Raw genomic sequence first — 12,327 nt, forward strand, 5'->3', positions numbered from 1 at the left:
CCATGACCTCCACCGCCTCCAACAACTACGGAGCGCTGCGCGCCCAGCTGGACACCCTCACCACCGAGGCGTTCCGGCCCGAGCTCGCCGAGATCGACCAGCTGCCCACCGAGGAGATCGCCCGGCTGATGAACGGTGAGGACACCACCGTGCCGGCCGCCGTCGCCGCGCAGCTCCCGCAGATCGCCGCCGCCATCGACGCCACCGCCGAGCGGATGGCACGCGGTGGCCGGCTCGTCTACGCGGGCGCCGGGACCGCCGGCCGGATGGGCGTGCTGGACGCCAGCGAGTGCCCGCCGACCTTCAACACCGACCCCTCCGAAGTGCTGGGCCTGATCGCGGGCGGCCCGTCCGCGATGGTCAAGGCGGTCGAGGGCGCCGAGGACTCCAAGGAGCTCGCGGCGGCCGACCTGGACGCGCTGCACCTCACCGCCGACGACACCGTGGTCGGCATCTCGGCGTCGGGCCGCACCCCGTACGCGATCGGCGCGGTCGAGCACGCCCGTGCGCGCGGCGCCCTCACCGTCGGGATCTCCTGCAACGCGCAGAGCGCGCTGGGGGACGCCGCCGAGCACGGCATCGAGGTCGTCGTCGGACCCGAGCTGCTCACCGGATCGACCCGGCTCAAGGCGGGCACCGCACAGAAGCTCGTCCTCAACATGCTCTCGACCATCACCATGATCCGGCTCGGCAAGACGTACGGGAATCTCATGGTCGACGTCCGGGCGTCGAACGAGAAGCTCAGGGCCCGCTCGCGCCGTATCGTCGCGCTCGCGACAGGCGCCGACGACGCCGAGATCGAGCAGGCGCTGGCCGCTGCCGACGGCGAGGTGAAGACCGCCATCCTCATCGTCCTGGGCGCCGTGGACGCCCCCACCGCGGCGCACCTTCTCGAAGAGACCGGGGGACATCTGCGCGCCGCTCTCCAGTCAACGGCCCGCACCAGTTGACTCTGGAACTCCCGCTCCACCGGAGCGCCACCTGAACCCAGAGGCACCACGCACCATGAACACTCCCAGCACTCCCAGCACGCCAGAAGACAGAAACCGCGGCGGCAAGAACGGCGACAAGAACCGCGCCACCGCCGCCGCGATCCTCCCCCTCGTGGGCGGCGCGCGGAACGTCACCTCCGCCGTCCACTGCATGACCCGGCTGCGGCTCGGCCTGGCCGACCGCTCGCTCGTGCAGGAAGAGGCGCTGAAGGCGCTGCCCGCCGTCATGGGCGTGGTCGACGACGACACGTACCAGATCGTGCTGGGCCCCGGCGCGGTCGCCCGTGTCACGCCGGAGTTCGAGACGCTGGTGGCGGAGGGCCGGGCGGCGGCGCCGGAGGCAGCACCCTCCGCCCCGGCCGCCGCCCTCTCCGCCGAGGCCACCAGCGCCCCCGCCGGCGGAGCAGCCACCGCCGATGAGCTGGCCGCTCAGGGCGCGGCCATCAAGGCGGCGCGGAAGGCGAAGAACGCGACCCCGTTCAAGCTCTTCCTGCGGAAGATCGCGAACATCTTCGTACCGCTGATCCCCGCCCTCATCGGCTGCGGCATCATCGCCGGTATCAACGGCCTGCTGGTCAACGCGGGCTGGCTGCCCGGCGTCACCCCGGCGCTCGCCGCCATCGCGTCCGGCTTCATGGCGCTCATCGCCGTCTTCGTCGGCTACAACACGGCGAAGGAGTTCGGCGGGACGCCCATCCTGGGCGGCGCGGTCGCGGCGATCATCGTCTTCCCGGGCGTGACGAACGTGACCGCCTTCGGCGAGAAGCTCTCCCCCGGCCAGGGCGGCGTCCTCGGCGCACTGGGTGCGGCGGCACTGGCGGTGTACGTCGAGAAGTGGTGCAGGCGCTGGATGCCGCAGTCCCTGGACGTACTCCTCACCCCGACCATCACGGTGCTGGCCTCGGGCCTGGTCACGCTCTTCGGCCTGATGTATCTGGCCGGTCAGGTGTCCACCGCCATCGGCACCTTCGCGACCTGGCTGCTGGCGCACGGCGGCGCGGGCGCGGGCTTCATCCTCGGCGGACTGTTCCTGCCGCTGGTGATGCTGGGGCTGCACCAGGCGCTGATCCCGATCCACACGACGCTGATCCAGCAGCAGGGCTACACCGTGCTGCTCCCCATCCTGGCCATGGCGGGCGCGGGTCAGGTCGGTGCGGCCATCGCGGTCTATCTGCGCCTCCCGAAGAACAAGTCGATCCGCAAGACGATCAAGTCGGCGCTCCCGGCGGGGTTCCTGGGCGTGGGCGAGCCGCTGATCTACGGCGTCTCGCTCCCGCTGGGCCGCCCGTTCATCACGGCGTGTGTCGGCGGCGCATTCGGCGGCGGCTTCGTCGGCCTCTTCAACCAGCTGGGCACCACGGTCGGTTCCACGGCGATCGGCCCCTCGGGCTGGGCGCTGTTCCCGCTGCTCAAGGGCGACCACACACTGACCACGTCGATCGCGATCTACGCGGGCGGCCTGCTGGCGGGCTATGTCGCGGGCTTCGTGGCGACGTACTTCTTCGGCTTCAGCAGGACGATGCTGGCAGAGCTCAACGCCGAGGCGGAGGAAGCGGCAACCACACCGGCAACGGCCCCGGCCGCCACCCCGGCAGGCCCCGGACCGACGGCCCCGGAGCCGGAGAACGCACCGAGCACGGCCTGACGGCCGTCGGGCCCGACGGTCAGCGGCCCTGACGGCCGGCGCCCGCACGGCAGGCAGCTGACCGGCCCGATACCGGTCATGTACTGAGCGGCCCGGCTCCCGAGCCGGGCCGCTCAGCGCTACGGTGCCGGGTCAGCGGATCGCGGTGACCCGGTGCTCCTTCAGCGCGGCGCAGTTGGAGTGCTCGACCGACACGGACACGTTGTCGATGGTGCCGCCCCAGCTCACGCAGTAGCCCTTGCCGTAGGCGTAGGCAGGTCCGGCGTAGGAGGTGTAGTTGCCCGAGTCCCCGGCCCATGCGTCGTTGTCGGGGATGGAGATGTAGGTGGACATGTACGTGGCCTTGCCCGGGGTGGAGCGGATGGTCACGACACAGTTCTTGCCGTTCGAGGAGTTGTACGTGAGGTAGACGGTGCCCCGCGAGCCGATCGGCGCCGAGTTCACGGTCTTGTAGGCGCTGCCGCAGGCGCCCTGGGGTGTGACGTTGGGTGCGGCGGAGGCGGTCGTGCCGAGCGCGGTCGTGGCGCCCACCGCCAGTGCGGTCAGCGCCCCGGCAGCCGCGATATTACGCGCGATTCTCATATTTCCCCCTTGCGTCCCCGAGAGCGGTTTGCTCCCACTTGATGTGACCCGCGAACGGCACGGATGGTTGTGCCGCCGGGGCCGCCGGGGCGGGGACACCGCCTCAGCCGGCTGACCGGCCCGGCCACCTGGTGAAGCGCCGCAACCCCCTCCGGGTGGGCGCGAGAGGCTTGTCCTCGGGGGCGACCGGCCCCTGAGCCGGACCCTGGGGAGGTCCCTGGGCCGTTCCCTGGGACGGTCCCTGAGCGGCGGTCAGGGCCGGTGCCGAGGCGGGAGCGGCCGGCCCGTGCGGGTACTGGCTGCCCCGTTCGAGCCGGCTCCGGACGGCCTGGGCCATGGCGTGGTGAGACGCTTCCTGCAAATGGCCCTCCGCGGCCAACCGCTCCCACATGTGCAGCAGTTCCTGCCCCCGGGTCCCCACCTGCCCCTCGCCCGACATCCGCTGCCATGCCGCGGTGGCACGGGCCACCTCGGGCGCGGCCCGGCTCAGGTCGGTGCGGCAGCGGATGCGCGCCACGGTCAGCGCGAGGACGGTGGAGATCATGTAATCGCCGCGCAGATAGGCGATGTACGCCTCGATCGCCCGTGCCTCCATCGACAGTTCGTCCTCCGCGCCCCTGCGCAGCGTCAGATGCTCCCGCAGCGCGCTGGCCATGACGAACGCGGCATGCAGCTCCTCGCGCCGCGCGTGCTGGATGATCCGCTCGACGCGGGCGAGCGGAGGAAACGCCTCCTCCTCCGCGGCGGTCCGCTCGGGTCCGGGCGGAAGGTCCTCCTCCTCGGCGATGGTCCGGCTGGAGCCGTCGGGGTACACCCGGAGCCGCGCCACCTGTTGCACGCTGCGGTCGATGACGGTCGCCGCCACCGGGGCTCCCAGGGTGCGGGCGAACATGGTGATGGCATCGAGAATCGCCTCGTTGGGCGGTCGCACGCCGCCGCCCATCTCCAGCAGATGGCCGTTGACCACCGTCGACCCGTCCTCGGCCACGTACGCGTCGAGACGGATCAGCGGCGGTGCGCTGAGCGCGGGCAGGTTCCCCTCATCACGGGGCATCAGCGAGTGGGACATCTGCTCAGACTCCGGGTCGGACGACGCCGAGGATGGGCATGGAGGCGGCCGGCGCAGTCGTGATCGTGCGTCCGGGCCGTGGGGCGTGGACGACCTGTCCGCCTCCGATGTACATGCCCACGTGCGTGGCGTCGTAGTAGATGATGAGGTCGCCGGGCCGCGCGGAAGCCAGGCTGACCCGGGTCAGTCCCTGCCACTGCGCCTGCGAGGTACGGGGGATGGGGTGCCCGGCCGCCGCCCACGCCGCGGAGGTGAGTCCCGAGCAGTCGTACGACGAGGGGCCCACGGCGCCCCACACGTACGGCTTGCCGATCTGGGCCATGGCGAAGCCGACGGCCTTCCCGGCCGCGCCGCTCACCTTCGTCCCGTCGCCCGAGCCGCCACCCGAACCGGAGCCCGGCCACTTGGACTTGGACGCATCCGCCCGCTGCTTCTCCAACTGGGCCAGCTTGCGGGTGTCCTTCTCCTCCAGCCCCGACTCGATCCGCTCGGCCTCGGCGATCTTCTTCTCGATCTCCTTCTTCGCCCCGGCCTTGTCCGCGCGGGTGCGCTTCAGATCGCGCAACTCCTTCGCGGCCGCATCGGTGCGCCTGCCGAGCTCCGCGCGGGCGGACTTCTGGGCCTCGGAGGCGTTGGCGATGCCCTGCATGGCCTGGCGGGTCTGGGAGGCCTCGTTCAGCGCCTGGTCGGCATGGTCACCGAGCAGCAACTGAACGCCCGTGGAGGCGAGAAAGCCCCCGCGATACTGCGTCCGGGCCGCCGCACCCAGCAGGTCGTGCAGGTCGTCCACCCGGCCCTCGGCGCGGGCGAGTTCCGTTTGCAGCGACGCCAGGCGCTTCGTCTGTTTGGTCGCCTTGTCGTTGGCGGCGTCGTACGCCTCGGTGGCCACCTCCGCCTGGCGGTAGAGGCCGTCCAGTTCGGTACGGATTCGCTCGATCGACGAGTCGTTCCGCGGCCCGGGGGCGTTCGGAGCCGCGTAACTCGGCCCGGGTATCAGGGCGATCGCGCAGACAAGGGCTGCTACGGTGGCCCGGCCTCGCAGCCGTCCGCCGGTCGACACATTCATCGGTGCCACTTTCAGAGGTCACATGCGGGAGCTCGGACGGACGACCTGCCCTCGCGGTCGCCACCACGAGGCATCACGACACATCACGAGGGCATACAGGCATCTTCAACCTATGAACACACTACCCTCACTCGAACGGCCGATCCCAGCATCCCCGCGCGTGTCAATGTCCTCGTAGGCAACTCGCCCATCTCTCGCAGGAATCCCTGACAGGGGCTCGGGACCGGCCACCCCTCCCGCCTGCGCGATCACGGAGACTTTCCCGACAGACTTCGCCGGGCGGCGCGACCACGGGGTTGTCCGGTTCGCTCCACGCCTCGATGGGCAGCCCCAGCAGCCCGGGGGACCCCCGTCACCACCATCACCGCCGCGCGCATTCCGGACAGGCACGCTCGCCGACGCGCTCAACGACCTGCCCGCGTACGCCGGTATGGCCTCGGAGGCCCTGATCCGCGAGCACTGCTTCGTGCCGGCGGTCAGCGCCGTGGACATCAAGGGCGTCGCCACCCACGACGAGCTGTACACCCCGGTGGACGGCCTGGCCCCGGAGGAAACGGGCTGGACGAGTTCAAGCTGGCGTCCCAGAACGAGGCGCACTCCCTCGTGACCGAAGAACTCGGTTCCCGGATCATCGACCGCCTGCCACAGCGGTAGCGGCAGCGGCATGTCGAGCCCCGCAGCAGGACCGCCGCTGCGGGGCTCTCTCCCTATCAAGGCAACCGCCCCGCCCGGTTCAACTCCGCAACCCGGGCCCGCAACACCTCCCCCGGCAGGGCCGGATCCACCGCGTCCGGCGGACAGTCCCACTCCCGCCCGCCGCCCGGCGGCCGCAGCTGCACGCTGCCGCCCTCGCGCGCCATGACCTGCCCGACCCGCCCGCTACGGGAGTCGATGACGTACTCGGCCGCCCCGCTCATGACCGCGCCTGCTGGAGTACGGCGGCCAGGCGCAGCGCCGTATCCAGGTTGCACCGGCCCAGCTCCACCAGCGGCAACGGTTCGGCGTTCGCGCACGACACCGGGTCCACCCGCAGCGACGGCAGGCTGACGCCCACCTCCTTGAACCCCGCCCGCAGGTCCTCCACGGCCTGCTCGGCCGCCCGTACCCGCTCCTGCTGTGTCAGCGCCATGACCACTACCTCTCACACTGAGTGTTCCGCTCTCCTCACTCAGCGTGTCCAACTCGGGCTAGCCTGAACAGTACTCAAGGCCCAACAAGCCAACCCGTGGAACGGGAGTTGTCATGCCAGGCCCCAAGAATCTCGACCCGTCCTCCTCCCCCCGTGCCCTCCTCGGCGCCGAACTCCGCTTCGCCCGCGAGCAGGCGGGCCTCAGCCAGGAGGAACTGGGCGCCCCGCTCTTCGTCAGCGGCTCGTTCATCGGCCAGCTGGAGGCGGGCACCCGGCGGATGCACTTGGGGTACGCCCGGCAGATAGACGAGATCCTGGGCACGGGGGGCTTCTTCGTACGGAACTGCATGGCTGCCGCGAAGTCCAAGTACCCGGACCACTTCGCTGCGGCGGCCGAGGCGGAGGCCGACGCGACAACGATCAAGGAGTACGCGCCGCAGCTGATTCCTGGGCTGCTCCAGACGGAGGCGTACGCGCGGGCGGTGTTCTGGGCTTACCAGCCGACGGCCACGGAGGACGTGATCGACGCCCTGGTCGCAGCGCGACTGGAACGGGCACACCTGCTGACGGATCCAACAACCCCCCTGTTGTGGGTCGTACTTGACGAAGCGGTGCTGCGTCGGAAGGTGGGTGGGGCGGCGGCGGCAAGTGCGCTGCGGCACGTGGCGGCCCTGGTGCGGAAGCACCGGGTCATCGTGCAGGTGCTGCCGTTCTCGGCGGGCGGGCACGCGGCCATGGGCGGGGCGGTCAAGCTCATGGCGTTCGAGGACGCACCGCCGCTGGCGTACCTTCAGGGCCCTGGGGCAGGGCAGCTGGAAGACGACCCGTCCACGGTCAGACGTCACTCAATGGCCTACGAGCTTCTCGTGGCCAGCGCATTGTCACCGCAAGAATCCCTGGCCCTGATCGAATCAGTGGCGCAGGATTACGAGCATGACGAGGACCATTGATTGCGACCTGTCCACGGCCACCTGGCAGAAGTCCAGTTATAGCGACGGCAGCGGCGGCGACTGTCTGGAAGTAGCCCAGGACTTCCCAGGCATCGTCCCCGTCCGCGACTCCAAGAACCCGGGCGGCCCGGCGCTCGTGTTCCGGGCCCCCATCTGGGCCGCGTTCGTAACGGACCTCAGGAACCCCTGAGCCCACTGCCCCCGGAGGGAACGTCATGGCAGCAGAACCGTTCTCGGTGGACATCGTCGTGCGTGGGTACGAGACCGATGCGCAGGGCCACCTCAATCAGAGCGTCTACCTCCAGTACGCGGAGCACGCCCGGTGGTCACTGCTGCGACACGGCGGCATCCAGCAGAGCGACCTGCTGGACAAGGGTGTCGGCCCCGTAACGCTGGAGACGACCATCCGCTACCGGCGTGAGCTCCGCGCGGGCGACGGCGTGGAGGTGACCTGCGCCTTCGTGTTCGGCGAGCGGAAGACGTTCCGGATCGAGCAGATCATCCGTAAGACGGACGGGACCGTGGCCGCCGAAGTGACCGCTACGGCAGGACTAATGGACCTCACAGCGCGCAAGCTCGTGGAGAATCCGCGCGAGTACTTCCGGTCCCTCGCCACAGACCCGTCTGCCTTCGGCCTCTGACCCCACCGACAAATGACACCGGGGCACTGGCTGCTCGCCGCTGCCGCTGCCCCGGTGCGGGGCCTCGCGGCAGTCGGCCGTGGCGCAGATGCATGCCGGCTGTTCACGAAGAGGCAACCTTGCGGGCGGCGGCACACCGCAGAGTGATGAAATGCTGGGGTCCAAGAATGCGGAGTGCGGCAGCGTAGGCTTTCTCCGCTAGCGCGGGAGCCTCTTCGGTATCACCTCGTAGCGCCAGACATAGGGCCAAGTCCGCGTTGACCATGATGGTCCACGGGTGCTCCACTCCCAAGTGCGCCGCCCGAATACCGACCGCTCTCCTGAGCTCGGAAATCGCTGTTTCCTGATCACCGTATCCCCAAGCAGTGAGTGCAAGATTATACCGGGCCGAGGCTGTCTGGGGGTGGTCAGGACCGAAGTGGGAAATGTGAGCACCAAGGGCTTCCTGCGCTCGCTCCCACACCAGATTCCAATCAAGTTCCTGGGCATCCAAATGTGCAGTGTCATCTGCTGTTGAGGTCGCTACGACTGTTCGCCATGGACTTTCCGGAGACCGTGACTCTTTGGCCTTTCGCATTGCCGTCGCGGTGATCAGAGGAGCCGTGACGGCGATCACGTCACTGCGCTCACCGTGAAGGCTTGGCACGAGATCCATCAGCTGCTGAGCAACACGGAGTGACACCCCGTAGTTTCCCATCAGGTAATGGCTGTCCACCTCCGTAAGCAACACCTCCGCAGTGTCGGCATGCGCCGGCCCAAGGATGCGATGCCTGATCTCGCCGGACCGATGGAGAAGCCGAATGGCTTCCGCATTCCGCCCGCCCTTGGCGTAACACAACGCCAACTGAAGGCAGGCGTCGGCTTGAAGCAGCGGCGATTCCTCTGCCAGTGCCGTCGCCGCATCCAGCGCCTTCTTGAGCACGGGCTCCGCTCCGGCGAAGTCCCCACTCATGTGAATGGTCTTCCCCAGTGCAATTGAGTCAGCGACCGCCACGATGCCTTCGGCTGCCCCCTCTCTTGAGGCGGCTTCAACCAACGCTGCGGCGAAGGGAAGAGAGTCCGCCCACTGGCCCGCGACATCGTAGGTGTCTCGCACCCGGCGTGCTGCGTCCAGAACATGGCCGGCGGTGGCGCTGTTCTCCAGCAGCGCCAACAAGTGCGGTTCCACCAGGCGCACCGTACTCACGTCTCCACCAAGTACGGCCCGGTTCACCAAGGCGGAGGCCGCTCCGTGCAGCTCCGCTCGCTGCTCCTCGGGAACACCTGCCGCGATCGTTTCCAGCAAGAGTCCATGCGCGGTGACGCACCGTACTCGTCGTCCGCCTACACCACCTGGTACCTCGAAGAGGTCCACAAGCGACGCCGACAGCAGGCCGCGCAGTCCTGCTTCGATGCGTTCGCCCGCAAGCCCGGGTACCCCCGCCGCGAGCATCGCCGACGGAGCGAGCAGCGCTACAGGTACCGGAGCATGCCCCCAGCATGCCAACAGTTGCAGAATGGCTGTCGCTTCGGGCAGACCACGCTGCGCCAAGGCGTCCAGCGAGAGCTGCCAGGTGCGACTGAGCCGCTCCCGAGCACCGCTCTCCAGGCTCGCGCCTCGGTCCAGCAGGGCGGCTGGATCCTCGCCCAGTCGCTCCAAGTACTGCTCGACCGTCCAGCTTTCGAGCAGTTGCTGGGAGAGAAAGCCACCGGCCAAGGTGAGCGCCAGCGGATGAAACCCCAGCCGCTGCGCCAACCGCATCGTCGCTTCGGGCTGGTGGTCTCCGGGCGCCAGGTCATGCAACAGCTGCGCACCCTCAACCGCCGGCAGCACATCAACCCGGTGCATCCGTGCCCCCACGCCGGTCCAGGCGGGATCGACGGACTGACGGCTGGTTACCAGTACCGTTCCCCGCGGACTGCCACGCAGCCATCCATCCCGAAGGGCCCGCGGGTCATCCGCGTTGTCCAGCACCAGCAGCCACGGCTCAGGGGACATGTCGAGCCGTTGCCACACCAGATCGGCCGCGGCCCGCCGGCCCTCCTGGGCGGCCCGCACCTCCTCCGACGACGCTCCCCTGTCCGCCGCCACCGCCAGCATGCCGCTGCGAAGCTGCGACTCTGTTGAAGCATCCACCCACAGCGCGACCCGGGACGAGGCCGATTGATCGAACAACCACCGTGCCACAGCGGTCTTCCCGCAGCCCCCGAACCCATGCAGCACGTGCACCCCGCCGTCGGCGTCCAGTGCGGCCAGGAGCTCCTCGCGCAGCTCCTCCCTGTCGAGCAGCGCCGCACGCAGCGGCGCCGACAGCGCCACCCGCACCGAGGCGGGGCCGGTGGCCCGGCCTGAGGCGTCCGGCGCGCCATGGTGGTGGTGTTCGGTGACTTGGATGTCCCGCTCGGACTGGAAGATCCGCCCTTGCCCGTAGGCTGCGGCACGCGCAGAACCGTCCTCGCTCATGCGCCCTCGGTCCCGTTGATCCGCATGTCGCGACCCGATTGGTAAACGCGCGCTCGCCCGGAGGCGGTGGCACGCTGAGTTACGGTCGGCGGCGCAGCATCGTCGGGGGCCAGCTCGGCGACCATCGCCCTCAGCTCCTCGATGAGCTCGGGATGAGCGGCGATGAGACGCCGGATGCGGCCCTGCCACTCGGCTCTGACCTCAGCTTCGGCCTCCCGATCGCCAACGGCCTGAGCACCGAGCAACTCATCTCGGGTCACATCGAGTTCTCCGGCGATGGCCGGTGCCCTGTCGGGCTGGGCACGCTGCCACAACGACACGAGCCCGTCCCTGACGCTGTTCCAGGCATCGGTAGTCAGCATGGTGACCAGTGTTGTTCCCGCGGTACTCGCTAAGGCAGCGATCTCCGGATCCATGGCCATCCCCCTCCGTCACACCTCGTCAACAGAGCATCACCCTAGGCCAAGTGCCCCGACCCGAACACTGGCTGACCAGCCGTCCACGGAGCGCCTGAACGACGCCCACAGCGCTCTGCTCCGGTGTCGTCCGACCCAAGCATCGTCGCTGTGCGCCTGGTTGACGCGGAGACGGCTTCACGATCGCCCGGCGGACCGGCTGATCTGCTGCGGCCGCTAGCATCAGCGGCCTCGCCGACCACTGGAGTTTGCCGCTATGCCACTGCCGCGCCTCGGAGTCGTCATCGTGACGATGGGCACTCGCCCGCAGGAGCTGGAGGCGCTGCTCGCCTCGGTGGAGAAGCAGGATGTGCGGGCGGCGAGAGTGGTGCTCATCGGCAACGCCACACCCCTCACCGACGTGGACGTGGCGGCGAACGTGACCAAGGTCCCGCTCGCCGAGAACCTGGGCTGCCCGGGCGGCCGCAATGTCGGACTGGAGATGCTGCGTGAGTCGGGCGAGGTCGATGTCGTCCTCGAACTGGATGACGATGGCCTGCTCATCAGGGACGACGTGTTCCGCACGGTTCAGCGGTTGTTCGCGGCGGACCCGCGGCTGGGGATCACCGGGTTCCGGGTCGCCGACGAACACGGTCGCACGGAGCGGCGCTGGGTTCCGCGGCTCCGCGCCGACGATCCGATGCGGCGCGGCCCGGTGACCGCGTTCCTCGGTGGCGGACACGCCTTCTCGATGCCCATGCTCAAAGAGGTCGGGCTGTGGCCGGCGGAGTTCTTCTTCGGGCACGAGGAGTCCGATCTGGCCTGGCGCGCACTCGACGCGGGGTGGAAGATCCTCTACGAACCGGAGCTCGTCCTCCAGCATCCGGCGACCTCTCCGGCGCGACATCCGGTCTACTACCGTTTCACCGCCCGGAATCGGGTGTGGCTCGCCCGCCGTAGGCTCCCGGCCCTCCTGATCCCGGTCTATCTCGGCGTGTGGATCTTGCTCACCCTGGCGCGTATCCGTTCTCTGGCCGGCCTCACGGCATGGTGGGGCGGCTTCGCAGAAGGTGTGCGGACGCCGTGCGGCTCACGCAACCCGATGAAGTGGCGCACGGTGTGGCACATGACCAGGCTGGGGCGCCCACCGATCCTCTGAACGGGGTCCGGCCTCGTGAGGCGGACTCCCGTCCGATGCTTCGCCCGTACTAGTGCTGAACGAGTGCTGATCCGGTCTCGATCCATGCAGCGATGTTCTCCGCCGTGATCGTGGGGATGGCTCAGGTCATCGAACCCTGAGTCGCCCGTCGCCGCTACAGCCGACCGCGAAGGCTTACGGCATCACGCCCACAGCACAGCCGAGCGCGAGCACCTGGCGCGGCTGGCCGGGCGGGCGCCGCCCGGCACGGACGTCG

General features: G+C 69.4%; 14 protein-coding genes. 7 read left to right on the plus strand and 7 right to left on the minus strand.

Going from position 1 to position 12,327, the window contains the following annotated elements:
- The first annotated feature begins 2 nt into the window (after nucleotides 1-2).
- Entirely contained in the window at nucleotides 3-950 is a 948-nt protein-coding gene (gene murQ / locus OHB13_RS16265) for an N-acetylmuramic acid 6-phosphate etherase (RefSeq protein WP_266855622.1), read from the plus strand.
- 55 nt (nucleotides 951-1,005) lie between these two features.
- Entirely contained in the window at nucleotides 1,006-2,637 is a 1,632-nt protein-coding gene (locus OHB13_RS16270; protein WP_328377604.1) for a PTS transporter subunit EIIC, read from the plus strand.
- A 132-nt stretch (nucleotides 2,638-2,769) separates the two neighbouring features.
- Here the strand turns inward: OHB13_RS16270 and OHB13_RS16275 are convergent, their stop codons facing one another.
- From OHB13_RS16275 to OHB13_RS16285, 3 genes are all read right to left on the minus strand, one after another.
- Nucleotides 2,770-3,219 carry a spore-associated protein gene (locus OHB13_RS16275; RefSeq protein WP_266855620.1) on the minus strand — a complete coding sequence of 150 codons (450 nt, stop codon included), beginning with the start codon at nucleotides 3,217-3,219 and terminating at the stop codon, nucleotides 2,770-2,772.
- Between the two features lie 103 nt (nucleotides 3,220-3,322).
- A complete protein-coding gene (locus OHB13_RS16280; RefSeq protein ID WP_328377605.1) occupies nucleotides 3,323-4,288 on the minus strand; it encodes a hypothetical protein in 966 nt (321 codons plus the stop codon).
- Nucleotides 4,289-4,292: 4 nt separating this feature from the next.
- On the minus strand, nucleotides 4,293-5,354 hold the full coding sequence (locus OHB13_RS16285; RefSeq protein WP_328377606.1) for a C40 family peptidase: 1,062 nt from the start codon (nucleotides 5,352-5,354) through the stop codon (nucleotides 4,293-4,295).
- A 430-nt stretch (nucleotides 5,355-5,784) separates the two neighbouring features.
- Here OHB13_RS16285 and OHB13_RS16290 point away from each other — a divergent pair, with 430 nt between their 5' ends.
- Nucleotides 5,785-5,961, plus strand: coding sequence for a hypothetical protein (locus OHB13_RS16290; protein ID WP_328377607.1), 177 nt, complete (start codon nucleotides 5,785-5,787; stop codon nucleotides 5,959-5,961).
- 103 nt (nucleotides 5,962-6,064) lie between these two features.
- Here the strand turns inward: OHB13_RS16290 and OHB13_RS16295 are convergent, their stop codons facing one another.
- Together OHB13_RS16295 and OHB13_RS16300 are read right to left on the minus strand one after the other, a co-directional pair.
- Nucleotides 6,065-6,271 (minus strand): hypothetical protein, encoded by a 207-nt coding sequence (locus OHB13_RS16295; RefSeq protein ID WP_328377608.1) that lies wholly within the window; start codon nucleotides 6,269-6,271, stop codon nucleotides 6,065-6,067.
- The gene (locus OHB13_RS16300) at nucleotides 6,268-6,483 is read right to left on the minus strand and encodes a hypothetical protein (RefSeq protein WP_266855615.1); all 216 of its coding nucleotides are present in this window, start codon (nucleotides 6,481-6,483) and stop codon (nucleotides 6,268-6,270) included. Before OHB13_RS16300 ends, OHB13_RS16295 begins: the two co-directional genes overlap by 4 nt.
- Before the next feature lie 113 nt (nucleotides 6,484-6,596).
- Here OHB13_RS16300 and OHB13_RS16305 point away from each other — a divergent pair, with 113 nt between their 5' ends.
- From OHB13_RS16305 to OHB13_RS16315, 3 genes are read left to right on the plus strand one after another with little or no spacing between them, the layout of a single operon-like run.
- Nucleotides 6,597-7,433 carry a helix-turn-helix domain-containing protein gene (locus OHB13_RS16305; RefSeq protein WP_328377609.1) on the plus strand — a complete coding sequence of 279 codons (837 nt, stop codon included), beginning with the start codon at nucleotides 6,597-6,599 and terminating at the stop codon, nucleotides 7,431-7,433.
- Nucleotides 7,417-7,623, plus strand: a complete 207-nt coding sequence (locus OHB13_RS16310; RefSeq protein ID WP_328377610.1) for a DUF397 domain-containing protein — start codon at nucleotides 7,417-7,419, stop codon at nucleotides 7,621-7,623. The genes OHB13_RS16305 and OHB13_RS16310 overlap by 17 nt, the downstream gene beginning before the upstream one ends.
- A 25-nt stretch (nucleotides 7,624-7,648) precedes the next feature.
- The gene (locus OHB13_RS16315; protein WP_328377611.1) at nucleotides 7,649-8,074 is read left to right on the plus strand and encodes an acyl-CoA thioesterase; all 426 of its coding nucleotides are present in this window, start codon (nucleotides 7,649-7,651) and stop codon (nucleotides 8,072-8,074) included.
- A 103-nt stretch (nucleotides 8,075-8,177) separates the two neighbouring features.
- Here OHB13_RS16315 and OHB13_RS16320 read toward each other — a convergent pair whose 3' ends face one another.
- Together OHB13_RS16320 and OHB13_RS16325 are read right to left on the minus strand one after the other, a co-directional pair.
- Nucleotides 8,178-10,517, minus strand: coding sequence for a tetratricopeptide repeat protein (locus OHB13_RS16320; protein WP_328377612.1), 2,340 nt, complete (start codon nucleotides 10,515-10,517; stop codon nucleotides 8,178-8,180).
- Entirely contained in the window at nucleotides 10,514-10,933 is a 420-nt protein-coding gene (locus OHB13_RS16325; RefSeq protein WP_328377613.1) for a hypothetical protein, read from the minus strand. The genes OHB13_RS16320 and OHB13_RS16325 overlap by 4 nt, the downstream gene beginning before the upstream one ends.
- A 256-nt stretch (nucleotides 10,934-11,189) precedes the next feature.
- Here OHB13_RS16325 and OHB13_RS16330 point away from each other — a divergent pair, with 256 nt between their 5' ends.
- Nucleotides 11,190-12,071, plus strand: a complete 882-nt coding sequence (locus OHB13_RS16330) for a glycosyltransferase family 2 protein (RefSeq protein ID WP_328377614.1) — start codon at nucleotides 11,190-11,192, stop codon at nucleotides 12,069-12,071.
- Nucleotides 12,072-12,327 lie beyond the last annotated feature (256 nt).

It is taken from the genome of Streptomyces sp. NBC_00440 (assembly GCF_036014215.1).
Classification (GTDB): Bacteria; Actinomycetota; Actinomycetes; order Streptomycetales; family Streptomycetaceae; genus Streptomyces.